Source organism: Boseongicola sp. (assembly GCA_014075275.1).
Lineage (GTDB): Bacteria > Pseudomonadota > Alphaproteobacteria > Rhodobacterales > Rhodobacteraceae.
This window is the reverse complement of record CP046179.1, coordinates 2,126,070-2,150,500: the sequence shown is the minus strand read 5'-3', so window position 1 is coordinate 2,150,500 and position 24,431 is coordinate 2,126,070. Positions and strand designations below refer to the sequence as shown.

The following is a 24,431-nucleotide window of genomic DNA, read 5'->3' as shown; positions in this document are numbered from 1 at the left end:
GCGTTGGCTCAGGATCAGGTGTTGGTTCGGGATCCGGCGTCGGAGCTGGGTCCTCGATAACAACCGTGACCGGCACAATTGTTCCGTCGGGACCTTCAACGCCTGCAACAGGCTGTTGCAGGATCAGCGCGAAAACCTCGGTCACAACGCGACGGTTCGCGCGCTCCCGGACTTCGGTTTCAATAGCTGGTGCATCTTCACCGAAGGACACCATGGCTTCCAAACGGTTCGCATCAATACCTTGTTCGACCAGGTAATCGACAACGCTTTGAGCGCGACGAAGTCCCAGGTCTTCGTTGTATTCCTGGCTGCCAACACGGTCGGCATGGCCATATACGCGGAATTTTACGTTTTCGTGTTCAAGAATCCACTCTGCCTGATCGCTGAGAAGCGCTTCGGCTTCTGCGTCCAGGAAATCCTCGTCGAAACCAAAGTGAACAACGTTAGGAGTCTCGGCCTGGAATTGCCGAGCCAATGCCGACAATGTTGCCGCCTGCGGAACTTGCAGAACGGTCGCAGAACGCGAGATTTCAGAAGTTGCTGCACAGCCGGTGAGAGCGGCAGTGCCTAGCAAGATGGATAATACTTTAAGGGACGAAACACACATCGTCGGACCTCACACTCGTTACAAACACAAACCGCAGGAACACATGCGGTATGACGGCAGTTCTAGGGCGCAATTGTGGCAAAATTAGGGCGACTAATGCAAAATAAGACAAAATTGTCGTAATTAATGTCGGAATAATTGCACTGATTAGCCATGGCGCAGAAACGACCAGCGTATATTCCCGTATTACGAGGTTAATTTCGTTGATTCAGCCGACGAAGCCCGCCGCTGGGCCCAACTTAAGAATCACGCCCGCGTGGCTCTGGCGTGAAAGCATCCTTCGCGGGCGTTGTGTATGTGGATATAGTTCACGTCGGTATTCTCGAACATGTTGATCAACCCTGGCGCCGCTGCATGGCCTTCTGTGACTTCGGCCGTCAATAACATGTCGTCAGAACTGAACCCCCGCAAAGACAACAGCCGTCCGTCCAGAACGTCCGGGATCACTCCTGGTGCCAATCGCGCCTGCGTCGCAGTTTCTCGCACGTAGACTGCGTGCGAAGACCGATAGGGTGAATTGGCCGCCTGGTGCTGGTAATTAGCCAGAATAAGGAGTTCTCCGCTCCGGGCCTCTTTTAGACTGACACGGCACGGGAATCCGACATCACTATGAGCAGTGACTTTGATCGCACCACGGCGCGCCAATTCTTCCGGCGACAGCTTAAAGAGTGGTTGAAAAGGGGTGGGGGACAGGGCGTGGATTTGAAACGACATGAGGTCCTCGTTGTAAGTGTCGAGGGCAGATTAGTCGCTTGTATGCGGCGTCCAATCCGTTTCATGCGCATTGAAGATGCGGGCCGCCCGTTGGGGCGACCCGTGGCAGATGTTACCCTGCGTCTTTATAGCTGACCTGTTTCACGTCGGCGTCCGGGTCTGACTTTTCCCGCCGTACCAACAGCCGGTTCAGCGCGTTGACATAAGCCTTGGCGCTGGCAACCACGGTGTCGGTATCTGCCGACTGACCGGTGGCAATGCGGCCATTCTCTTCCATCCGCACGCTCACTGTCGCCTGAGCATCTGTGCCTTCGGTCACCGCGTGCACCTGATAGAGTTGCAAGTTTGCCTCGTGCGGGAACAACGCTGAAACCGCGTTGAAAGTCGCATCAACCGGTCCATCGCCCTGCGCCGTTGTCTGCTTGTCTTCGCCATCAATTGTCAGGGTCAGGTCAGCCGATTGCGGTGCTTCGGTGCCGCAGATCACGCGCAGGAACTTTACCTGAATGTGGTCGTGGGCATCGCCGGATTCCTGATCGCGCATCAGCGCCAACAGGTCATCTTCGAACACTTCCTTCTTGCGATCCGCCAGCGCTTTGAACCTCACGAAGACATCGTTCAACTGATTATCGGCCAGATCGAAACCCAAGTCCTTCAGTTTCGAACGCAGAGCAGCCCGGCCCGAATGTTTGCCCATGACGATATTTGTCTCGGACAGGCCGACGTCTTCAGGGCGCATGATTTCGAACGTTTCGGCGTTCTTCAACATGCCGTCCTGATGGATGCCGCTTTCGTGGGCAAAGGCGTTTTTGCCGACGATGGCTTTGTTGTATTGCACCGCAAAGCCCGAGACGGTCGCGACTCGGCGCGAGATATGCATCAGTTTAGTGGAATCGATGCCGGTGGAAAATGGCATGATGTCTTTGCGAACCCGCATCGCCATCACGACCTCTTCCAGCGCGGTGTTGCCCGCGCGTTCGCCCAGACCGTTGATTGTGCATTCGATCTGGCGCGCGCCACCTTCTACAGCTGCCAGCGAGTTCGCCGTCGCCATGCCCAGATCGTTGTGACAATGGGTGGCGAAGATCACCTCATCCGCGCCGGGAACCGTCTCGATCAGCTTTCGGATCAGATCGGCGCTTTCGCGCGGTGCTGTATAACCGACGGTATCGGGGATGTTGATCGTGGTTGCCCCGGCCTTGATCGCAATCTCGACTGTGCGGCACAGATAATCCCATTCGGTGCGTGTGGCATCCATCGGGGACCACTGCACATTGTCGCACAGATTGCGCGCATGGGTGACCGTGTCGTGGATGCGATCGGCCATCTCGTCTTTCGTCAGATTCGGAATGGCGCGGTGCAGCGGCGAAGTGCCGATAAAGGTGTGTATCCGCGGCTGCGCAGCGTGCTGAACAGCCTCCCAACAGCGGTCGATATCTTTGAAGTTGGCCCGCGACAGCCCGCAGATTACGGAATTCTTCGAGCGGCGCGAAATCTCGCTGACTGCCTCAAAGTCACCTTCCGAAGCAATTGGAAACCCGGCCTCAATGATATCAACGCCCATGTCGTCCAGAAGTCCGGCAATCTCCAGCTTTTCAGAATGGCTCATGGTCGCGCCAGGAGATTGCTCGCCGTCGCGCAAGGTCGTGTCGAAAATCAACACATGGTCTTTGTTGGACATGATCTTATCCTCAGATACGTGGTTTCGGCGCAGGCACACGGTCTGCATCGCCGGAATTGGGTTCGCCTTTTGGCTCGATCAGAAGCACTTTGACTTCTTCCTCGGCACGGGGGCGGTGAATGGCACCTTTGGGCACGACGATCATCTCGCCAGCACCCACACAGACCGGGCTGTCGCCATCGCTGTCCATGAACATCTCGCCCTCAAGGACAAGGAAGAAGTCGTCTGTGGTGTCATGTTTGTGAAACGGAAACTCGCCTTTGAATTTCACCACCATTACATCGTTGTCGTTGTAATCGGCAACCACATGCGGGTTCCAATGGGTGGTGAAATGCGAAAGTTTATCCGCCAGATTTATCGCTTTCATGATGTTGTCTCCTAAGCCTTTGTGAAATGGCGCGTCGTCCCCTCTGAGCGGTCGCGCCAAAAGGCACGCTCAGAGGCGGCTAAGGAGTAGAAGCAGGCCAGCGTGCGAAAACGCACGGGAAATGGATATGTCTGGCAAGTTGCTCATGGGCACAGACGTTATGGGGCCGGATCGGCCTTGTAAAGTCCGCAATTCACAATGATCGGGCTCAGTTGCCGTCTGTGGTTTCGTCGGCCAGGGCACCATTTTCCCAGGTGCCCGAACGCTCCTCGCCGTTGGCATAACGGATTGTGCCGTTGCCCTGACGTTTGCCACGCACGAACGTGCCTTCGTAAACGTCGCCGTTGGCATAGGTTGCCGTGCCTTCGCCGTCGATTTCACCACCGGTCCATGCACCGGTGTAGGTAAAGCCATCCGGCATGTTGATCGTGCCTTGGCCCTGGCGTTGCCCAGATACGAAAGCACCTTCATAGATTGTGCCATCGGAATAAGTTGCAGTGCCCACGCCTTCGCGCTGACCGTTCGCCCATTGGCCTTCGTAGACATAGCCGTCGGCAAAAGTCATTTTGCCTTGCCCGTCCATCTTGGCATCCTTGAATTCACCCTCATAGACCAGCCCATTGGCATAAGTTGCCACGCCGCTGCCTTCGATGACGCCCGCGAGCCACTGGCCTTCATAGGTGTTTCCGTCCGGGTAGGTGATCAGGCCCGAGCCATCGGCAACATCATCTTTGAATGTGCCTTCATAGACCGAACCGTCGGGATAAGTGACTTTGCCCGATCCTTCGATGCGGCCGTCGCTCCAGCCGCCTGCGTATATATAGCCGTCAGTTCCGGTAAATGTGCCCTGTCCCTGTCGGCGATCACTATCAAAGTCGCCTTCGTAAACGTCGCCGTTGGAATAGGTGACCTTTCCGGCGCCCTGACGTTTGCCGTCAACCAGATTGCCCTCGTAGATATCACCATTGGACTGTGTCAGCACACCAGTGCCGTTGATCTGACCATTGGCCCAGGACCCGACATATGTCAGCCCGTCAGGCATAGTCAGTGTGCCCTGGCCCTCGCGCACGCCGCGCACCAGTTCGCCCTCGTAGATTGCGCCATCCGGATATTGGATGCGGCCAGAGCCTTCTTTGATCCCGCTGGCCCAGGCCCCTTCGTAGACATAGCCATTCGGGCTTTCCATCTTGCCCTGACCGTCGTGCAGCGCATCTGTAAAGCCGCCTTCATAGCGAACACCATTGGCATATTGTGCCACCCCGGTGCCGTTAATTTTTCCGTCTTTCCATTCGCCCGAGTATGTGCCGCCATCGGCAAAGGTGATCTCGCCGCGCCCTTCCGGCTTACCGGCAACGAACTCGCCGGTGTAAACCGAGCCATTCGGAAACTCGGCACGACCTTGACCGCGAATCTCGCCATCAGCCCACTCGCCGGAATAAACATAGCCGTTCGGCAGCCGGTAGGTGCCGGTTCCGTGCTGTTTGCCGTCCTTGAACGTGCCCTCGTAAACCCCGCCATCATCGTATTGCTTTGTTGTTACCCGGCCATCCTGAGCGTCTGCCGCTCCGGCCAGTGCCACACTCAACGCCAATACACTTGCGCCAATTTTCAGCTTCATCTTGGTCATCACGGTCGGTTTCATCCCACGCTTATGGTCATCGTATCTGATCGCCTGCGCGCTAAATCTAGTCGACGCCCGAAGCCCCCGCAACGCTTTTCCCCGTGAACGGTCTTTCCCTTAGGCACATCTCTGCTAAGACAACCTTCGGGCAAAGGAGCAAACGATGGCAAAACGCTTCCGTATTACGCTTGCACAGATGAACCCGACAGTCGGGGATTTGGCGGGAAATGCCGCCTTGGCGCGCCGCGCCTGGGAGGCGGGCAAAGCCGCTGGCGCCGACTTTGTGGCGCTGCCCGAGATGTTCGTTACCGGGTACAACACCCAGGATCTGGTGATGAAACCGGCCTTCGCCCGCGATGCCATGACACATATTGACCAATTGATGGCGGATTGCGCAGACGGTCCTGCACTGGGCATTGGTGGCCCGCTTTTGCAGGGCAACAAGCTTTATAATGCTTACCATGTGCTGAAAGACGGGAGGCTGGTGCGGCAGGTGCTAAAACACAACCTGCCCAATGAAACTGTCTTTGACGAAGTTCGCCTCTACGAACAGGGACCATTGGCTGGCCCTTATGACCTTGGCATTGTACGTGTTGGCACGCCAATTTGCGAAGACGCCTGGCACGAAGATGTGCCCGAAGCATTGGAAGAATCCGGGGCCGAGATCATACTGGTGCCCAATGGATCACCTTATTATCGCAACAAATATGATGTCCGTCTGAACGAAATGGTGGCCCGCGTTGTGGAAACCGGCCTGCCGCTGGTTTATCTCAACATGATTGGCGGACAGGACGATCAGGTCTTTGACGGCGGCACCTTCGTCTTGAACCCCGGTGGTGAGTTGGCTGTGCGCATGCCGGTCTTCGATGAAGCGATCACCCATGTAGATTTCGAAGAAACCGACGAAGGATGGCGCGCGATCCCCGGCGAGATTGCCCAATTCCCTGACGAATGGGAGCAGGATTACCGCGTTATGGTCGAATCCCTGCGCGACTACTTCCGCAAGACCGGCTTCAAAAAGGCGATGCTGGGCCTGTCAGGCGGCATCGATTCCGCAATTGTTGCCGCTATTGCCGCCGACGCGCTGGGTCCCGAAAACGTCCGCTGTGTGATGTTGCCGTCGAAATACACCTCAGAGGATTCGCTGGAAGACGCGGGCGAAGTGGCGCGCAATCTGGGCACCCGTCTGGATACTGTATCGATCAAGGACCCGGTAACAGCCGTGAACGGCACCTTGGCCGAAGTCTTTTCTGGCACGGAACCCGGCCTGACCGAAGAAAACATCCAATCCCGTCTGCGCGGCGTTCTTCTGATGGCGATCTCGAACAAACACGGCGAGATGCTGCTGACGACCGGAAATAAATCTGAGGTCGCGGTCGGCTATGCCACAATCTATGGCGATATGGCGGGCGGATATAACCCGATCAAAGACCTTTATAAAATGCGGGTGTTCGAAACCTGCCGCTGGCGCAATGCCAATCACCGCGACTGGATGATGGGCCCGGCGGGTGAGGTTATTCCACCTCGCGTGATCGACAAGCCACCGACGGCCGAATTGCGCGAAGACCAGAAAGACAGCGATAGCCTGCCACCTTACGAGGTGCTTGATGTGATCCTTGAGCAATTGGTCGACAAGGACGCCTCGGTCGCCGATGTGGTTGCCATGGGATATGACCGCGACATGGTGAAGAAGGTCGAGCACCTGATTTACATCGCCGAATACAAACGGTTCCAATCGGCACCGGGCGCGCGTCTCACACCCGGTGCTTTCTGGCTGGATCGCCGCTATCCCATTGTGAACCGGTGGCGCGATAAATCGTAAGTCATACGGCCAACGAAAGTCCTTCCGCCAGTGGAGCCTTAAACGAACATCATGACGTTAGATGCGATCATTTTGGGTGCGGGCGGAGCTGGATTGTTGGCGGCGGCTACGGCCGGGCAGGCAGGTGCAAAGGTATTGCTTTTGGATCACGCCGACAAAGCCGGAAAAAAGATCCTGATATCCGGTGGCGGGCGCTGCAACTTTACTAACACCGGGGCAGAGGCAGACTGTTACCTGTCCGAAAATCCCCATTTCGCCAAATCCGCCCTCAGCCGTTACACCCAGTGGGATTTTCTGGCCCTGATCGAACGGCACAAAATAGCTTGGCATGAAAAAACTCTGGGGCAGCTATTCTGCGATGGCTCTGCACGGCAGGTTGTCGCGATGTTATTGGACGAATGCGCGAAGGGGCAGGTTGAAGTGCAACTGTCGGCGTAAGTTGGAAAGGTTGTCCACCGCGACGGGCTATTTCATGTTTTGGGCAGAAGCGCGCCAAACCTGGTCCTTGCGACCGGCGGTCCATCAATTCCGAAGATGGGGGCAACCGGTTTGGCCTATGACCTTGCCCGCCAGTTTGGGTTGTCGATTGTTGAACCTCGTCCCGCGCTCGTTCCGTTTACCTTGGGTGATGGGGATCAAGCCTATAAATCCATTTCAGGCGTCGCGGTGCCCGCCATCGCGCGGGTCGCAGACAAATCGTTTGAGGAAGCGGCACTTTTCACCCATCGCGGCTTGTCCGGACCGTCGATCCTGCAAATCTCGTCCTATTGGTCGCCAGGTCAACCGATCTGGCTGAACATATTTCCCAACGCACATACTGCACTGAAGCAGGCCAAGCGACAGATGCCGCGCTCTGGCATGAAGGCCGCCTTGGCCGAGCATTTACCCAAGCGATTGGCGGACGTTTTGCATGATACGTTGGGCGTGACCAAAGAACTGGCAAATGTGCCCGACAGTGTACTGATGGACGTGGCAGACAAGTTGACGAATTTTCAGTTCTGGCCCACCGGCACCGAAGGGTATGCCAAAGCCGAAGTGACGGCTGGCGGCATCGATACCGCTGACCTTTCCTCAAAAACCATGGAGGCCAAGAAAGTTCCCGGTCTGTTTGCAATTGGAGAGGCCGTTGACGTCACGGGCTGGCTTGGCGGGTATAATTTTCAGTGGGCTTGGTCGTCGGGGGTGGCCGCTGGTCAGGAAATCGGTGAGCGTGCGGCGCGCGGTCGAGTTTAATGCCGTAGATGATCGCCGGGTTCTATTTCGGTCGTACGGCTCAAAGTCTGACACGCTACGACCATGCCTAACGCCCTCTTAACGCACCGCTCGGGTCCACCGACGCAATACCGACGTGATACCGACGCGATACAGACAGCGGAAATTCGGGTTCCGGGCGGGTTACAGCCGGCGCAAAGTACAGTCGTTCAACAGCCGCTCGGTATGCTCTTTGTCACAGAGCTGGGTCGCCTCAGTGGTGACCGCCGCACTGGCCGCAGCAACGCCCCAACGCAAGCATTCCTCGACCGGTTCGTTGCCTGCCAGTGCCAATGTGAACGCCCCAACAAAGCTGTCGCCCGCACCTACTTTCGAGATCACCGGAACGTCTGCACCCACCGAATGCCAGCTTCCATTTTCACTTGCCAGAACCGAACCGTCCGCGCCCCGCGCCACGATAATAATCCGCGCAACACCAGCTTGTACAAGCGACTGGGCAAACTCAGCGGTGTCTTCGGGTGTGGGCAGCGGACGGCCTGCAAGCTCCTCGCCTTCCGGACCATCCATGCGCAGGACATGCAAGGCGTCGCGAGGTTCTTCAGCCAGATGGAACAGGGCAGGACCGCTCGTGTCGACGATCAGGCGGGCCTCGCGACCTTTGACGTGGCTGGCCAGGATTGACGGGAAATCTTTAGCAACACCAGGGGGTTGGCTGCCTGATAGAACAACCAACGTGTCCTCGCCCGTGGATTGATCGACCGAATTTAGGGCGCGCGGCACATCGTCTTCGCGCCAGACCGGGCCGGGCATGACAAAACGAAATTGCTCGCCATCAGACTGGTCGATAACCGACATGGACTGCCGGGTTTCACCGGGGCCCTGAAAGGCGACCGTGGGGACACCTTCCAGCGCCAGAAGCTGCAATAAATGCGCCCCTGTCGCCCCACCGATAGCAACCAGCGCCGTCGCCTGACCGCCAAGCAATTTGATCGCGCGTGCTACATTGATGCCGCCTCCACCGGGGTCGATATGTGGCTCGGTGCAGCGCAGTTTTGGCCCGGCCGTGATTTCGGGCGAGGTCGTGCAGAAATCCACCGTGGGATTAAGCGTTATCGTGAGAATATGCGACTTCATGGGCCTGTCCGTCCGACTCGGGGGTGTAGCCGGAGAAGGATGCCGTGTTAGCGCCACCATCGCAAGTGGATAAGGGCCCGGCACCTAGGCAGATGCCGGATCGCTGAGGCGGCCTTAAAGATGCAGTTGATAACTGGCGGAAACGTAGTTGAACCGGTTATCCGCAAGCCGTTCGATATACCCGATACCCGGAAACGGCATGTGGTATCCGACCAGCGGAATGCGATCTGCGGCCGCCATTCCAAGTATCTTTTTGCGGGTCACGGCAGCCGCCGCCTTGTCTATGTCAAAGCGCACCTCCCAATCGGGATACCCAACAGACCAGATGTAGTGGTTGGCTGTGTCCGCCATTAAGAGCAGCCGCGAACCACTTGATTCCAAATGATAAGCCATATGGCCGGGCGTATGACCAAAGGCGGCGACCGAGGTGATGCCAGACGCCACTGAATGCCCATCACCGACAAATTCGATCCGGTCAGCAAAGGGTCGCACTTTGCCCTCGAACCGCTCGTTTCCGGTGCCAGCCCAATGGTCATATTCCACCTGGCCGGCAACGAAGCGCGCGTTGGCAAATGTCAGATTGCCATCGCTGTCCGTCATGCCCCCGATGTGATCGCCGTGCATGTGGGTAATCACCACCACATCAACGTCCTCGGGTGCAATTCCCGCAGCGGCAAGGGCCGCGCCGGTTCCCGCTGCCGAAAGTCCGGTATCAAACAAGACGATCTCGGTGCCGGTGTTAACAACGGTCGGTGTAAAGAACCCCCGCATCCGGTCGGCAGGGATAAAAGCTGCTTCACTGGCGGCTACGAACTCTTCCTTCGAAACGTTTATTCCGAAAGCACCTTGCGGATCCCGGTCAAAAACACTGGAGCCGACCAAAAGCGTTGCACATTCGAAGTCACCCAAACTGAACCGGTGATGGATGCTGTTTGGTGAGGCTGCATGCCCGCCAGCGCGAGCCTGGGTTGAAGTCAATGCGCTCATCAGCGGCAAAGCGGCGGCGCCTGCCAGGGCAGCGCGACGGGATAGTGTGGGTATAGTCATGTTTGTTCCTCCTGCTAGAGAAATAGCTAGGGCGGCCAAGGTCTTGATCCACATGCGCACAGGCAACGTGCGTCAGGTCCACCACTTGTCGATTGTGGCAATGTCGTCGTCAGACCAGCCAAAGTGATGCGCCAACTCATGCACATAGACATGCGCAACCAGCGCCGCCAAAGGGATGTTCACTCGTGCCACCCATTCGTCAAGAATTGCGCGCCGGTATAACCGGATTGTGTCCGGCTGTGTTGGCTGGTCCATCACGGATTTTTCGATCAGCGGGACCCCATCATAAAGCCCGGTCAGCGTGAATGGGTCTTCGATTTCAAGATCTTGCAAGGTTTCGTTCGTCGCGAATTCTTCGACGATCAGCGCAACCTTCATTGCTTCGCCGCGAAAGACTTCTGGCAGAGCTGCACGGGCAGCGACAGCCATGCCCTCAATCTGGGCGGCATCTGGGGCGGTTGCGTCTGTCCAATCCATGCCTTCCATATGGACAAAATGTCCAGTCTATGAAAGAGCCTCGGCCCGATCAGGAGAGACTTATGACCACGACCCGCTTTGCCCCATCACCGACCGGATATCTGCACGTTGGCAACCTGCGTGCCGCGCTGTTCAACTGGCTGATTGCGCGTAAAGCCGGTGGCACTTTCATTCTGCGGTTGGATGACACCGACCCTGAACGCTCGAAGCAGGAATATGTTGATGCCATCTATGAAGACCTAGAGTGGCTGGGTCTGACATGGGACCGGGTCGAACGCCAGTCAGACCGGTTGGGTTTATATACCGGCGCTGCCGACAAACTGCGCGAAATGGGCCGGTTCTACGAAGCGTGGGAAACGCCAACCGAGCTGGACCTGAAGCGCAAGAAACTGCTGAATATGGGTCGACCGCCGGTCTATGATCGGGCAGCGCTGGCGTTGTCGGATGACGAGAAAACGGCCCTTCGGGCCGAGCGTGGAGAAGGCGTTTGGCGGTTCAAGCTGGACCAAAACAGGATCGAATGGACCGATGGCATTTTGGGCGATGTGTCGATTGATGCGGCGTCTGTCAGCGATCCGGTCCTGATCCGGCAGGATGGCCAGTTCCTGTATACTTTGGCGTCAGTCGTGGATGACACCGAAATGGGTGTGACCCATGTGGTTCGGGGCTCTGATCACGTAACCAACACTGCAACCCAGATCCAAATGATCAGGGCGCTGGCCGGTAAAGTGCCCGAGTTTGCCCATCATTCACTGTTGACTGGCCCCGGTGGCGAGGCGTTGTCAAAGCGGCTGGGAACACTTGCCTTGCGCGATTTGCGGGCCGAAGGGATCGAACCAATGGCGGTTCTGTCGTTGATGGCGCGGATTGGGTCATCTGATCCCGTTGAATTGCGCACAAGTCATGACGAGTTGATCGACGGATTTGATATTGCGCGCTTCGGTTCGGCCCCAACCAAGTTTGATGTCGAGGATTTAAAGCCACTTACGCATCGGTATGTTTCGGCATTGCCTGTCGAAGATGTGGCTGCAGAAATAAACGCCGCCGGGATTCCGGACGCCGTGGCCGGGGATTTTTGGGCAGCCGTCAAAGGCAACGTCAATACGCGCGCCGACATTGCGCCGTGGTGGACGCTATTTTCAGAAGGCGCTACGCCGATTGTCGGCGACGAAGATCGCGCGTTCGTGGCAACTGCGTTCGAAATGCTGGGCGATCCGCCCTATTCGGCAGAGACCTGGAGCAGTTGGACCAGCGCCGTAAAAGAAGCGACCGGGCGCAAAGGTAAAGGTTTGTTCATGCCATTGCGGTTAGCTGTGACCGGTCAACAACGCGGTCCCGAAATGGCGCAGGTGATGCCGCTTTTGCAAAAAAAGCCGACGCTGGGTTAAGGACGGCGAAAAATCTTATCGTAAGAATTTTGCCAAATTTCTGGAAGGCAGTCTATTCAAGCACATCACAGTGATGTCTTTGACGGCTTCCGTAGGTCTTATGGCGGTTTTCGTCGTCGATTTCGTCGACATGATCTTTATCTCGATGCTGGGCAAAGCCGAGTTGGCGGCGGCAATTGGATACGCTGGCGCGATACTTTTCTTCACCTCTTCATTCGGAATCGGCATGGCCATCGCGGCCGGAGCCTTGGTGGCCCGCGCGTTGGGTGCTGGCGACGAAGAACTGGCAAAAAGCCGCGCGACGAATGTTCTTATTTTCGGCGTGCTGTTCGGGGCAATTTTTTCCGGCCTTGTCTGGATGAATCTAGAGACGTTGGCCAGCCTGATGGGGGCCAAAGGCGAAACGCTGGAGCTTGCCGTCAGTTACTTGGCAATCATCATACCGACATTGCCTTTCCTTTTGATGGGCATGGTGGGTGGCGCGATTTTGCGCGCCCATGGTGATGCGCGACGCGCAATGATGGCGACAGTCTGGGGCGGGCTGGTGAATGCCGTTCTGGACCCGATTTTGATCTTTGGACTGGACCTTGAGTTGACCGGCGCCGCGCTGGCAAGCGTCGCAGCGCGGTTTGCGATCGCCTTTTTCGGTGTGTTGCCTATTATTCGATTTTATGGAGGTTTTACAAGGCCTTCTATCCCAAATCTTATGTCGGATTTGCCGCCGGTATTGACCATTGCGGCACCGGCAATTTTGACGCAGCTGGCAACGCCCATTGGGCAGGCTTACGTCACACGGTCCATGGCCGAATACGGCGAAGGGGCCGTTGCCGGTATGGCGATTGTCGGGCGGATGACGCCTATTGCGTTTGGCGTGTTGTTCGCGCTTTCCGGGGCAGTTGGTCCTATTATCGGGCAGAACTTCGGGGCTGGTCAGCAGGACCGGGTAAAGCAGGCCTTCCGCGAGGCACTGATATTTACCGGGCTTGTTGTCGTCTTTGTATCCATCGTCCTGTTCTTCCTGCGTGGGCCGATTGTCGCGTTGTTTGAAGCGGATGGATTGGCAAAGGATCTGATCTTCCTATTCTGCGGGCCTCTGGCGCTGGCCTTCTTTTTCAACGGCGCAATCTTTGTCGGCAACGCGGCGTTCAATAACCTCGGCCACCCGTTTTATTCGACCTGGATCAATTGGGGTCGCCATACCATTGGAACCATTCCATTTGTTATCATCGGAGCCGCCTGGTGGGGCGCGCCGGGTGTATTAATCGGTCAAGCGGTTGGTGGCGCAATTTTCGCGGCAATAACGCTTATTTTGGCGCGCAAAGTTCTGAACGTTAACCCCGATGAAGTTGAAAAACCCGAACCTTTCGCGCGTCAGGGTCGCTTGCACGGATTGCTGCACCTGCGACGCTAAGCACGAAACGCGGCGTCAGCTCCGTAGACGATCTGAACCCCCAATTTTTGCATATGATGGTCGGACAGGGCCGTCTCATCACGCGTCAGAATTTGGTGCCGCGGATAAATTGGATCATCTCTGTCATTCAGGATTGGTGCATCCCAGCCGTCCGTAGTCTCGAAGAAATTGGTTACACCTTGGTCACCAAACTCGCGCAGATATCCTTGGACCACAACGTCGATGTAGCTCAGCAATATGGGACGATGATTGCTGGCATTCACATGGCGTTCGGGCGGCGCATGATAGATTTGAATGTCGGGGTTGCCGATCAGGTCGTGTTGAACTGATGGCGCGCCGATCCGATCATAAGAATGCTCGCGCGCATCCAGATCGGCCCAAGCGCCGCCCGGCACTTCGGCCAGTAAACCGTCAATTTGAGACTCCGAATCTGGCACCGCTGTCAGGAAGGCAACGCGGCGCCCTTCAACATGCCGCCAGGCACGCCGCCAACCGGCGATCCGCGCCGGATGAGCCTGCACATAGTCGTGAGTAGCCCGATTCACCAGCGAGCCGTATCCAAAAAAGTAAGGTGTCATCAGCGGTTATCCTGCTTTGGTCGACGACGGTATGCAAGGGGTTGCCAGAATCTGAATTTGCCCTTATCGCTTGCATACATTCGACGGGAGAATCCGGGTCCGACCCGGTGCCGAAGGAGCAACCGCCCCGGTAAACTCTCAGGCGCTAGGACCGTCGATGTGAAGAACACTCTGGAGAGTGGTCCGTAAATGGACCCGCCGAAGGGATAACGATCTCAGGCGAAAGGACAGAGGGGGCACCAACGGGCAAGGTTTTTGCCTGAAAGGTGTCCGGTGCGCAGCCGGCAATTCGATGGAGACGATGATGTCCGAGCTGAGCCGTACGCCGCTTTACGATCTGCATCTGTCCGAGGGCGCCAAAATGGTGCCGTTCGCGGGCTACGACATGCCTGTTCAATACTCCGCCGGAGTGATGAAAGAGCATCTGCATACGCGAACGGCCGCCGGTTTGTTCGATGTCAGCCATATGGGGCAGGTGATCCTGCGGCCAAAGTCAGGGGTATTGGCGGATGCGCAAGCGGCCTTGGAAACTCTGGTGCCGGTCAGCATTCTGGCTTTGGCAGAAGGGCGGCAACGGTATGCATTGTTCACCAATGATGCGGGCGGCATCATGGATGATCTAATGGTTGCGAACCGCGGCGATCATTTGCTTTTGGTGGTGAATGCCGCTTGCAAGGAAAATGACATCGCCCATCTTCAGGAGAATTTGAGCGGGGCGTGCGAAATTCAACCAATCACGGATCGGTCGCTGGTTGCCTTGCAAGGGCCTTCTGCAGAGGCTGCTCTTGAAAGTCTTGTTCCCGGTGCGGCTGCCATGAAATTCATGGATTCCAGTATTTTAGACTGGAGCGGGGTCGAGGTTTGGGTGTCGCGCTCGGGCTATACTGGCGAAGATGGTTATGAAATTTCAGTGCCGAATACGGATGCAGAAAAGTTCGCAAGATCGCTTTTGGATATTGAGGCGGTTGCGCCGATTGGTCTTGGTGCAAGGGACTCATTGCGGCTTGAAGCCGGTCTTTGCCTTTACGGATCAGACCTGGATACCACCACGTCACCGGTTGAGGCGGCGTTGGAATGGGCCGTGCAAAAGGTTCGTCGCAACGGTGGTGATCGGGCAGGGGGCTTTCCTGGTGCGGACCGGATCATAGCGGAATTTGAAAAAGGCGCGGGACGTCGCCGTGTCGGCCTGTTGCCCGAAGGTCGGGCACCAATGCGCGCAGGCACTGAGATTTTCTCGGGTGATCGCAAAGTCGGTGTGGTGACCTCGGGCGCATATGGACCGTCGATCGAACGGGCGATGTCCATGGGATATGTCACGACAGATGTTGCGGAAACCGGCACGACACTGGAAGGTGAAGTGCGTGGCAAACGCATGGCCGTTACGGTGGCAGATATGCCGTTCAGACCGTCAACTTATAAACGCTGAATTACAGGGAGAGCGAAAAAATGAAATACACTGAAGATCACGAATGGCTAAAGGTTGATGGAGACCTGGTTGTTGTTGGTATCACCGAGCATGCATCGACCCAACTGGGCGATGTCGTTTTTGTTGAACTACCAGAGACCGAAACTCAGGTTTCTACTGGCGACGAAATTTGCGTCATTGAAAGTGTCAAAGCTGCTTCGGACATCGTTGCCCCGGTTGATGGTGAGATCGTCGCGGTGAACGACGCGCTGGACGACAATCCTGGCCTCGTGAACGAAGACCCGACCGGTGAAGCCTGGTTCTTCAAAATGAAGGTTGAAGACATGAGCCAGTTAGACGCGCTGATGGACGAAGAAGCCTATAACGAGATGATTGCCTGACAAGGCACTGACGAAATTGTGTGAACCGGAAGTCGGAAAGCGACTTCTGGGCTGAGCCGGAGTTTGCCATGACTTTTACCCCGACCGATTATCTGCCTTATGATTTTGCAAACCGCCGCCATATCGGGCCGTCTCCGGCTGAAATGGAAGAGATGCTTAAAGTCTTGGGCGTTTCCTCTCTGGATGAACTGATTGATCAGACAGTTCCGGAATCGATCCGTCAGGCCGAGCCGCTTGAGTTTGAAAAGCCCATGTCAGAGCGTGAACTGTTGTGGCACATGCGCAAAATTGCTCAGAAAAACAAAGTCTTCACGACCATGATCGGGCAGGGGTATTACGGCACTGTCACGCCCCCGGCGATCCAGCGGAAAATACTGGAAAACCCGGCTTGGTATACGGCTTACACGCCTTATCAGCCGGAGATTAGCCAGGGCCGGCTGGAAGCGTTGTTGAATTATCAGACGATGATTTCGGACCTAACGGGTTTGGAGATCGCTAACGCTTCGCTTCTGGACGAGGCGACAGCGGCGGCCGAGGCGATGACCATGACGCAGAGATTGGCAAAGTCGAAGGCAACCGCGTTCTTTGTCGACGAAAACTGCCATCCACAGAACATCGCAGTGATGCAAACCCGCGCCGCGCCTTTAGGTATCGAAGTGATCGTCGGAGCACCGGACGACATGGACGCATCGGCCGTATTCGGGGCTGTTTTCCAATACCCGGGCACCTTTGGACACGTCCGCGATTTCACTGGTCAGATGGCTGCGCTGCATGAAGCCAAGGCCTTGGGCATCGTGATTGCAGATCCCCTGGCATTGACCTTGTTAAAAGAGCCGGGCGCAATGGGAGCGGATATTGCCGTAGGCTCGACCCAGCGGTTTGGGGTGCCAATGGGATATGGCGGCCCCCATGCGGCCTATATGGCCTGTGGTGATAAGCTAAAGCGGGCTATGCCGGGGCGGCTGGTCGGTGTGTCAATTGATGCGCGCGGCAACAAGGCATATCGCCTTTCGCTGCAAACCCGGGAGCAGCATATTCGCCGCGAAAAGGCGACATCAAATGTCTGCACGGCGCAGGCTTTGTTGGCGGTTATGGCCTCGTTCTATGCGGTATTCCACGGTCCTGAGGGTCTCAAAGCCATTGCACAACGGATTCACCGTAAGACTGAGCGACTGGTGATGGGTTTGGAGGCTGGGGGCTATACTGTTGAACCACAACAGTTTTTCGATACGTTCACAGTTGAAGTCGGGTCATTGCAAGGCGTGATCATCGCTGCGGCCAAGCGGGAGAAAATCAATTTCCGCAAGGTAGGCGAAACCAAGATCGGGATTGCAGTGGACGAGACAGTGCGTCCGGCCACGTTGGAAGCGGTGTGGCGTGCATTTGGTCTGAACCTTAGTCGCGATGATTTTGAAGCAGGCTATACGCGTCTTCCGGTCGAGTATCACCGGACAAGTGATTATCTGACCCATCCTGTGTTCCATATGAACCGGGCTGAAACCGAGATGATGCGGTATATGCGACGTCTGGGTGACCGTGATTTAGCATTGGACCGGGCGATGATACCGCTCGGGTCCTGCACAATGAAGTTGAACTCGGCCGCCGAGATGATGCCCGTTACCTGGCCTGACTTTTCGAATATTCATCCTTTTGCACCGGGCGATCAGGTCGAGGGGTATACCGAAATGGTCGAAGACTTGTCAGCCAAGCTTTGTACCATGACGGGCTATGACGCGATGTCGATGCAGCCGAATTCTGGTGCGCAGGGAGAATACGCCGGCCTGTTGACGATTGCAGCCTATCATCGGGCGCGCGGAGACGATCAGCGCGAGGTTTGTTTGATCCCGGTGTCCGCCCATGGCACCAACCCGGCCAGCGCACAGATGTGCGGGATGAAGGTTGTGGTCGTGGCCTCTGCTGCCAATGGCGATATTGATCTGGAGGATTTTCGCGCCAAGGCAGAAGACGCTGGCGATCGTTTGGCGGCCTGTATGATCACTTATCCGTCGACCCATGGCGTGTTTGAGGAAACGGTGCGGGAAGTTTGCGAGATTACCCATGAATATGGGGGGCAGGTCTATCTGGATGGGGCGAACCTGAATGCAATGGTGGGACTGGCCAAGCCCGGTGAGATTGGTTCGGACGTGAGCCATTTGAACCTGCACAAAACTTTCTGCATTCCCCATGGTGGAGGCGGGCCCGGTATGGGGCCGATTGGGGTGAAGGCGCATTTGGCGCCGTTCCTGCCAGGGCATCCTGAAACCGGCGGTCGTGAAGGGCCGGTGAGCGCGGCGCCATATGGCTCGCCGGGCATTCTGATGATCCCTTGGGCCTATATTCTGATGATGGGCGGTGCGGGACTGACCCAAGCCACGAAGGTTGCCATTTTGAATGGCAACTACATCGCCAAGCGGCTTGAGGGCGCTTACGACGTTTTGTTCAAAGGTGTAAATGGGCGGGTGGCGCATGAGTGTATTCTGGACACGCGACCCTTCGATGAAAGCGCCCATATCACCGTCGACGATATTGCCAAGAGATTGATTGATAACGGTTTTCATGCGCCGACGATGAGCTGGCCAGTGGCGGGCACTTTGATGGTCGAGCCGACAGAGTCGGAAAACAAAGCCGAACTGGACCGGTTCTGTGACGCGATGTTAGCGATACGCGAAGAGATCCGGGCGGTGGAAACCGGCGAGGCGGATACCGAGAATAACCCGCTGAAACGTGCGCCGCACACGGTTGAGGATTTGGTCGGTGAGTGGAACCGGCCCTATTCGCGTGAACTGGGATGCTATCCGCCGGGTGCTTTCAGGGTCGACAAATATTGGCCACCAGTGAACCGGGTCGACAATGTTTATGGCGACCGGCATCTGGTGTGCACATGCCCGCCGCTGGAAGATTATCTGGAAGCGGCTGAATGAGCGGAATGCGCTGGCCTGCTTATTCGATATTGCGCCGCCCCTAACGGGGCGTCGCGGTGCCTCCGGCGGGAGTATTTTCGCCAGAAAGAATGGGCCTTTCAGGCATTCTTCCAGCGATTTAGTTTTGGGATGCCACGGGTGAAGGCCCAGGCCATGATGCGCGGCATGCCTTTTTGGGCAAGTGCATCAACGCAATGTTTCTGGAATACTTCCACGGTGACATCGGGGTGGCGAAAAGCCCCATCAGTGTAACAAATGGAGCAGTATCTTGTGCTGAGTGACCCGTCCGTTTCGGAACCGCCGCCTTTTGGGTCTTTGTTCAGCGGCATGCCGCAGCTTTCACATCGTGTACCCATTTGGGAGTCCCCGGGGTTGAATTTCGAGTCTGAATCAATAAAGTTAAAACCATGGTCCATTGTCAACGGTTATTATCATGCGAATAGGTGAACTTGCGCGGCGGGCAGGTGTCAGCCGCGACGCCATTCGCTTTTACGAGCGGCAGGGGTTGATCGAGGCCCGGTCGGGAGCCGCGTCATCGAACAACTATAAAGACTATCCCGAAGAGGCAGTTTTTACGTTGGAGGTGGTCAGAGATGCCCAGTCGGCGGGAATGAGTATTGCAGATTTATCAATTTTGCTTGGTCAGCTTTACGCCGATGACGGAGACGACTTTGATGGCGATCAGTTTTTGGCGGACAAGATTGCCGAAGTGGAAGAACGTTTAGCTGCATCCGAAAGATTTCTTCAAACTTTGAAAGAGACCCGGACGGCACTGAGGATCGCACCGTTATCAGAGTAAGACGTCAGTAGCAGAACAGTCCTAAAATTGTCCTAATCTGAACACAGATTTTTGAGAGGTTGGGCGACGATCTTAGGAAAGAGTGAATGAAAACTGTTGTTCTGAACGCCGGGGAAATTCGGCATTTGATGATGCCGGTCAACGGGGAAGGCGGTTGGCAGGATTTGCTGACGGCGCTTCAGGCTGCGTATGATCCGAGCAATGGCACGATTGAGCTTTCCGATGATATGTTTGAGAAAATCCCAAGATACGCATTCGAATATGGAAATGGCGGGTGGGAAGAACGACTGGTAGGCATCTTTGGCCGCCATTTGGGGCCGGGACTGGGCCGCTAACGGCGTTCCAAGAGAACTATGCGATTGGTATTGGTGCCTTTGGTGCCGTTTGAAACGCCCCAGAGGTTTGCCGTTTTGGTGAAATTCTGAGAATTGATCATGACCCCCAAACGGTTGAACGGAAGGTCACTGGCGGCTTTCCAGACCAGTTGTTCTAATAAAACTCTGCCATTGCGCACCTCGCCAACTTCGAATGCGATGATGCCACCTGGGCGGAGCACACGGGCCTGATCCTTTAAAACGCGGGTGACCATGGCAGTCCAGTCGGCAATGTTGCGGTGGTGATCGATCGCGACCGCATTTGGATCAATGCCAGCGAACCAACAGCGAAGCCAATTGTCGCCAGCATAATCGACGATGTCCAGGAATGGCGGTGATGTGACCGTCAGATCTACTGAAACGTCAGGTTGTGAGATGCGCCAGGCAGGGCCCGTCTGAATGTTTGCGATGGCAGGATCGGTGAGTGTGCCGTTACGCAACAGTGACTTTGATTTCTTAAGAATAATGGCTGCCACATCGCGAATGGGCGGCGTTAAGCCCAGACGGTCATTGATTTTTTGCTGGGATTTTAGCGACACGGCCTGATTGGGCGGCATAGACCGACCGGAAAAAAAGCCGGATGAATGTCCTGACAGTCGGCCGAGGGCAATCATACGGATCCAGTCTGCAGTTGGATCTGGGGAATGGTTTTCAAGTGGGGCGCGGCGTTCAAGCCATAGGCGCAAAGCTTCAATTTGACGGAGAGTTTCGGGATGAAAAAAGGGATCGAGGTCATGGCGCGTGGGTGTGCCATTGGACCAGTCGATGTCTGCGAGTGCTGTTTTGATAGTGTTCAGATCCACCGGGCACAGACGTGGCCTTGTCAACAGCGTTGAAAGTGGATTGATGTCGTTGCCCACAACATTGCGACCGGCGAGCGCGGCCTCGATCAGCGTTGTTCCGCGCCCCATGAAGGGGTCCATGACTGTGTTTCCGGCGCTTGTGAGCCGGTCGATAAAGAAACGCGGTAACTGAGCCTTAAAGCACGCCCGATACGAGACTTCGTGCAAGGCATGGGATTTGCGTTGGGCCGAAGTCCAGAATTCATTCGCGTAATAAGGAATGCCTTCGACGGTTTCCTGTCGGGTCGGCCTGCCGAAATCTTTGAATGAAAGGATATCATCGATCAGTCGGTGTGCCGATGTTGAGGGGGTGGGAAGCTCTAGAGACATAGGGGCAGCCTAGCCGCCCCTATGGATATTGTACAGGGACTAGGCCTGCAATTCGGCGAGAATTTCCGCGATGATGTCCATGCCGGCAGCCCAGCCGCGATCGAGGTTGGCCAAGGCCTGATCGAAGGCGTCGATCTCTTGTTGTGAGGCATCGTGGGGCACCCAGGTGAGGCGCATGTGGGTCTTGTCGCCCGCGTCGGCGAAGGTGACGGTTGTCAGTAGGACCTGAGGCCAGTTGGGCATCATCGGATTATCCACAGGTGCCCAATTTTCGTCGGTAACGGACTGGAGCCAAACCAGTTTTTCGGGTTCGACGACTTCGGTGTAGTCGACGCGTTGATAATTTTGGTTTTCGCCCCAACGCATTTCACATAGCCATTCACCGCCTGCGGCAACCTTGAGTTTGTGAATGATCGTTTCGACGCCGGGGCCATACCAGCGGGCCAGAAGCTCGGGGTCTGTCCAGGCGCGCCAGACGAGGGCACGGGGAGCATCGAAGGTGCGTTCAAGGACATAAGTTGGCAGGTCGGTCATGTCAGTGCCTTTCGTCGGCGTTTGATTTCAGGTCTTCAAGAAGGTCGTCCAGCCGGTCGAGGCGGACATCCCAGTGTTTTCGGAATTCTTCCAGCCACCCTATAGCGGCTTTCATTGGGGCGGCGTTTAGAGTGGCAGGTCGTCTTTGTTTGTCGATGTCGCGGTGGATGAGGCCGGCGCGCTCCAAGGATTTCAGGTGTTTGGATACGGCGGGCTGGCTGATGTCGAAGGGTTCGGCCAGTTCACCGACGGATGCCGGACCATCGCTGAGGCGTGCCAGTATCTGGCGACGGGTGGGATCAGCGAGCGCGGAAAAGACCGCGTTCAGCGTTTCGGGTGGTGGATTATAACCAATTTATTCCATAACTATATGGTTATTGAAAAGACGATAGATGTCAACGGGAGTCGACGTCCAGTCTATTGGATCTTTAACTTATTGGTATTATTGAATTATTCGAAAGGTTGCTCAGTTTTCGCGTAAGAGCGCCAGTGATAGGGCGGCCAAAACGGTGGTCAAAACCGCGAATCCCATAATCGAATAGGCACCCAAAGTTTCGGTTGCTGAAAAACCATGAATCATTTTGAGCCAAAGGGCCCCGACGAATGCCACGGGAAAGCTGAAAATTACTGCGCCGATTGCCATTTTATCATCCGGTCGTTGCCGGCCCCAACAGTTTACCTGCTTGTTACATAGCACCCGGAAGTGAATCCGAAGTCAATATCTGGTTACAGTTAGATTAACGTGGGCCATCCTTTGTGGGTGCAAAATCGCCGATTGGGTGATCTGCGACGGTTTGCAACAGATCGACAAAGCCCTTGATCTGGTGCTTGCAGGTGCGTTCGCCTTTTTCGGCGGTCGCCAGATGCGCCTCGCCGACGGTTCCTGCCGGGTTCAGATCGGACGCAACCCAGCCATAGGACAAGGGGCCGATAGGTGGGATGGTGGCGGCTTCGGCGGTTGAAGCGAAATCGATGGCTTTGGACATATCAACCGTGTCGGGGCGAAAGTGAAGCATCAGCGAGGTTTCCCGGTCGCCGCCGTGGATGCCGTATGCGTTTTCACGATCAGAGTAGATGCCTTTGGGCGCGCCGAAACCAAACCATTGGGATTTGACGGCGAGCATGCCCGCCTGGACACGCAACTCGCGCGAAAGGATTGAAATCAAATCCAGATTTCCGCCGTGGCTGTTGACGATGACCAGTTTGCGGACACCGGCGCGGGCGACAGAGAGACCGATCTCGCGCCAAGCCGTGAGGGCAGTTTCTGCGGTGAGAGTCAGGGTGCCGGGGGCGTGGAGATGTTCGTTGGATTTGCCAACCGCTTGGATGGGCAGGATGCGAATGTCGAGATTGTCGGGGCACTGGCGACACAGTTCGTCAATCATACCCTGGGCGATCATCGTGTCGGTGCCAGTGGGTAAATGTGGGCCGTGCTGTTCAATGGCAGCTGTGGGCAGGATGGCGATGGTTTTCTCGGGATCAAGGCCTTCGAACTCGGTGGTTCGATAGTCGGCCCAAAAGAAACGTTTGGTCATGCGGCCACCTTTGATTTTCGGTTGTTTTTCAGAAGTTTATTCATCTTGGAGTCAACAGCTTCCAGATGGCGTTTGCGGCTCTCGTCAGTGGATGTGTCCATGAGGAAATGGGCGGCAAAGACCTTGTTCAAGGGTTGTGAACAGAGGAAACCGACGCCGCGCAGAAGTGTGCGCTTGCCCGGTGCGCCAACAAGGGTTGTGAGCCACCAACTGGCGCCGCAGGTCGTGAAGACGCCAAGATTTTTGATGTGCTTCAGGCCGGGTCGGATGGTTTTGTTGTCTTCGTCGGGCATCAAAAATGCGACGTCTGGCAGCAAAACGCGATCAAGCCAGCCTTTTAGGATCGCGGGAAGACCATACCACCAAGTTGGATAAACAAAGATTAACGTATCGCACCATCGAATGTCGTCGACGTCCTGTTGAACGGGGGTACAATTGTCTGGGCAGGTCTCGTAGCCTTCGTGTTCTTTGGCCGTGAGGATCGGGTCGAAGTCACGGGCGTAAAGATCGGTCAGGCGAACCTCGACCCCGGAACTTTGCAGTTTTTCCATGACCCTATCGCAGACGGCAGCGGTGAAGCTGGTGTTGCGCGGGTGACAGTATATGACCAGGGCGCGCATCAGAGGGTTTGCATTTCTTGTTGGACTTTATTGAGGAAATTCGCGCGTTTTTCTTCGGTAACGCGGTTCATGTCGTAGAGCGCGAGGTAGCGGAGTTTTTCAGGTTTGGTGACGAACCAAAGGTGACGTTTCACCAATTTGCGCGGGGGATCCCCGGCGATGGCTGTGCGAGCACGGGTGCCGCCGTAGGTGGTGATGGCGGCGAGTTTTTTAATGTGGGTGAGGTTGCTGGCGACCTGTCCATTTTCAAGACGAAACGAAACGCCGGGGAGAAAAACGCGGTCAAAAAAACCTTTGAGAATAGCGGGGTAACCGAAGTTCCAGACAGGGAAGCAGAGGACCAAGGCCTCGGCTTTCATCAGCCGGTCGACATACGATTGGACGGGTTTGGTGTTGCTTGCTTCGTCGTGATAACCGCGGCGTTCTTCAGGGGAGAGCACGGGATTGAAGCCTTCCTGGTAAAGGTCGCAGTCGTCGACATCCCAACCGCGTTTGGTCAGGGTTTCAACGGTTTTCGTGTGCAAAGCGGCGGCAAAACTCTCGCCGCAGGGGTGCGCAAATAGGACCAGAGCGCGGGTCATCTGGACCCCGAATTAGTCGTTCGGTATCGC

22 protein-coding genes, 3 pseudogenes and 1 riboswitch are annotated in these 24,431 nt (G+C 56.1%); of the genes and pseudogenes, 9 read left to right on the top strand and 16 right to left on the bottom strand.

Features of this window, described 5'->3' with window-relative positions:
- Positions 1-133: 133 nt before the first annotated feature.
- The 5 genes and pseudogenes from GKR98_10790 to GKR98_10770 form a co-directional block, all read right to left on the bottom strand.
- Positions 134-607: pseudogene (locus GKR98_10790) on the bottom strand (OmpA family protein).
- Between the two features lie 246 nt (positions 608-853).
- Positions 854-1,321, bottom strand: a complete 468-nt coding sequence (locus GKR98_10785) for a DUF1203 domain-containing protein (GenBank protein ID QMU58635.1) — start codon at positions 1,319-1,321, stop codon at positions 854-856.
- 112 nt (positions 1,322-1,433) lie between these two features.
- A complete protein-coding gene (locus tag GKR98_10780) occupies positions 1,434-3,002 on the bottom strand; it encodes a 2-isopropylmalate synthase (GenBank protein ID QMU58634.1) in 1,569 nt (522 codons plus the stop codon).
- Positions 3,003-3,012: 10 nt separating this feature from the next.
- Positions 3,013-3,369, bottom strand: a complete 357-nt coding sequence (locus GKR98_10775; protein ID QMU58633.1) for a cupin domain-containing protein — start codon at positions 3,367-3,369, stop codon at positions 3,013-3,015.
- Between the two features lie 208 nt (positions 3,370-3,577).
- Entirely contained in the window at positions 3,578-4,996 is a 1,419-nt protein-coding gene (locus GKR98_10770) for a 2-isopropylmalate synthase (GenBank protein QMU60060.1), read from the bottom strand.
- A gap of 157 nt (positions 4,997-5,153) precedes the next feature.
- On the opposite strand from GKR98_10770, the gene GKR98_10765 reads away from it, so the two are divergent.
- Both GKR98_10765 and GKR98_10760 read left to right on the top strand, forming a co-directional pair.
- Complete coding sequence (locus GKR98_10765) at positions 5,154-6,812, top strand: NAD+ synthase (protein ID QMU58632.1); 1,659 nt, start codon at positions 5,154-5,156, stop codon at positions 6,810-6,812.
- Positions 6,813-6,863: 51 nt separating this feature from the next.
- Positions 6,864-8,045, top strand: a pseudogene (locus GKR98_10760) (aminoacetone oxidase family FAD-binding enzyme).
- 162 nt (positions 8,046-8,207) lie between these two features.
- Here GKR98_10760 and GKR98_10755 read toward each other — a convergent pair.
- The 3 genes from GKR98_10755 to GKR98_10745 form a co-directional block, all read right to left on the bottom strand.
- Positions 8,208-9,158: a hexose kinase gene (locus GKR98_10755; protein QMU58631.1), complete on the bottom strand. Its 951-nt coding sequence runs from the start codon at positions 9,156-9,158 to the stop codon at positions 8,208-8,210.
- A 114-nt stretch (positions 9,159-9,272) separates the two neighbouring features.
- Positions 9,273-10,205 carry an MBL fold metallo-hydrolase gene (locus tag GKR98_10750; GenBank protein QMU58630.1) on the bottom strand — a complete coding sequence of 311 codons (933 nt, stop codon included), beginning with the start codon at positions 10,203-10,205 and terminating at the stop codon, positions 9,273-9,275.
- A gap of 72 nt (positions 10,206-10,277) precedes the next feature.
- Positions 10,278-10,682 carry a neutral zinc metallopeptidase gene (locus GKR98_10745; protein QMU58629.1) on the bottom strand — a complete coding sequence of 135 codons (405 nt, stop codon included), beginning with the start codon at positions 10,680-10,682 and terminating at the stop codon, positions 10,278-10,280.
- A gap of 62 nt (positions 10,683-10,744) precedes the next feature.
- Here GKR98_10745 and GKR98_10740 point away from each other — a divergent pair, with 62 nt between their 5' ends.
- Both GKR98_10740 and GKR98_10735 read left to right on the top strand, forming a co-directional pair.
- Positions 10,745-12,070 (top strand): glutamate--tRNA ligase, encoded by a 1,326-nt coding sequence (locus tag GKR98_10740; protein ID QMU58628.1) that lies wholly within the window; start codon positions 10,745-10,747, stop codon positions 12,068-12,070.
- 73 nt (positions 12,071-12,143) lie between these two features.
- Positions 12,144-13,481, top strand: a complete 1,338-nt coding sequence (locus tag GKR98_10735; protein ID QMU58627.1) for an MATE family efflux transporter — start codon at positions 12,144-12,146, stop codon at positions 13,479-13,481.
- Here GKR98_10735 and GKR98_10730 read toward each other — a convergent pair.
- Positions 13,478-14,059 carry a gamma-glutamylcyclotransferase gene (locus GKR98_10730; GenBank protein QMU58626.1) on the bottom strand — a complete coding sequence of 194 codons (582 nt, stop codon included), beginning with the start codon at positions 14,057-14,059 and terminating at the stop codon, positions 13,478-13,480. The genes GKR98_10735 and GKR98_10730 overlap by 4 nt on opposite strands.
- 74 nt (positions 14,060-14,133) lie before the next feature.
- Positions 14,134-14,223: riboswitch (glycine riboswitch) on the top strand.
- A 140-nt stretch (positions 14,224-14,363) separates the two neighbouring features.
- Between GKR98_10730 and gcvT the strand changes: the two genes are divergently transcribed.
- The 3 genes from gcvT to gcvP all read left to right on the top strand — a co-directional run bounded on the left by gcvT (position 14,364) and on the right by gcvP (position 18,786).
- Positions 14,364-15,485, top strand: a complete 1,122-nt coding sequence (gene gcvT, locus GKR98_10725; protein QMU58625.1) for a glycine cleavage system aminomethyltransferase GcvT — start codon at positions 14,364-14,366, stop codon at positions 15,483-15,485.
- Positions 15,486-15,505: 20 nt separating this feature from the next.
- Positions 15,506-15,865 carry a glycine cleavage system protein GcvH gene (gene gcvH / locus GKR98_10720; protein QMU58624.1) on the top strand — a complete coding sequence of 120 codons (360 nt, stop codon included), beginning with the start codon at positions 15,506-15,508 and terminating at the stop codon, positions 15,863-15,865.
- A gap of 68 nt (positions 15,866-15,933) precedes the next feature.
- Positions 15,934-18,786, top strand: coding sequence for an aminomethyl-transferring glycine dehydrogenase (gene gcvP / locus GKR98_10715; protein ID QMU58623.1), 2,853 nt, complete (start codon positions 15,934-15,936; stop codon positions 18,784-18,786).
- 98 nt (positions 18,787-18,884) lie between these two features.
- Here the strand turns inward: gcvP and GKR98_10710 are convergent, their stop codons facing one another.
- The gene (locus tag GKR98_10710; protein ID QMU58622.1) at positions 18,885-19,142 is read right to left on the bottom strand and encodes a hypothetical protein; all 258 of its coding nucleotides are present in this window, start codon (positions 19,140-19,142) and stop codon (positions 18,885-18,887) included.
- 77 nt (positions 19,143-19,219) lie between these two features.
- Between GKR98_10710 and GKR98_10705 the strand changes: the two genes are divergently transcribed.
- The gene (locus GKR98_10705; GenBank protein QMU58621.1) at positions 19,220-19,585 is read left to right on the top strand and encodes a MerR family transcriptional regulator; all 366 of its coding nucleotides are present in this window, start codon (positions 19,220-19,222) and stop codon (positions 19,583-19,585) included.
- Positions 19,586-19,818: 233 nt separating this feature from the next.
- Positions 19,819-19,920 (top strand): annotated as a pseudogene (locus GKR98_10700) (aspartyl-tRNA synthetase).
- Here GKR98_10700 and GKR98_10695 read toward each other — a convergent pair.
- The 6 genes from GKR98_10695 to GKR98_10670 all read right to left on the bottom strand — a co-directional run bounded on the left by GKR98_10695 (position 19,917) and on the right by GKR98_10670 (position 24,401).
- The gene (locus tag GKR98_10695) at positions 19,917-21,131 is read right to left on the bottom strand and encodes a site-specific DNA-methyltransferase (protein QMU58620.1); all 1,215 of its coding nucleotides are present in this window, start codon (positions 21,129-21,131) and stop codon (positions 19,917-19,919) included. The pseudogene GKR98_10700 and the gene GKR98_10695 overlap by 4 nt on opposite strands.
- 39 nt (positions 21,132-21,170) lie before the next feature.
- Positions 21,171-21,665 carry an SRPBCC domain-containing protein gene (locus tag GKR98_10690; GenBank protein ID QMU58619.1) on the bottom strand — a complete coding sequence of 165 codons (495 nt, stop codon included), beginning with the start codon at positions 21,663-21,665 and terminating at the stop codon, positions 21,171-21,173.
- Between the two features lies 1 nt (position 21,666).
- Complete coding sequence (locus tag GKR98_10685; GenBank protein ID QMU58618.1) at positions 21,667-22,020, bottom strand: metalloregulator ArsR/SmtB family transcription factor; 354 nt, start codon at positions 22,018-22,020, stop codon at positions 21,667-21,669.
- Positions 22,021-22,402: 382 nt separating this feature from the next.
- Entirely contained in the window at positions 22,403-23,200 is a 798-nt protein-coding gene (locus GKR98_10680; protein ID QMU58617.1) for a creatininase family protein, read from the bottom strand.
- Positions 23,197-23,820, bottom strand: coding sequence for a flavodoxin family protein (locus GKR98_10675; protein ID QMU58616.1), 624 nt, complete (start codon positions 23,818-23,820; stop codon positions 23,197-23,199). Before GKR98_10675 ends, GKR98_10680 begins: the two co-directional genes overlap by 4 nt.
- The gene (locus tag GKR98_10670; GenBank protein ID QMU58615.1) at positions 23,820-24,401 is read right to left on the bottom strand and encodes a flavodoxin family protein; all 582 of its coding nucleotides are present in this window, start codon (positions 24,399-24,401) and stop codon (positions 23,820-23,822) included. The genes GKR98_10675 and GKR98_10670 overlap by 1 nt, the downstream gene beginning before the upstream one ends.
- Between the last annotated feature and the right edge of the window lie 30 nt (positions 24,402-24,431).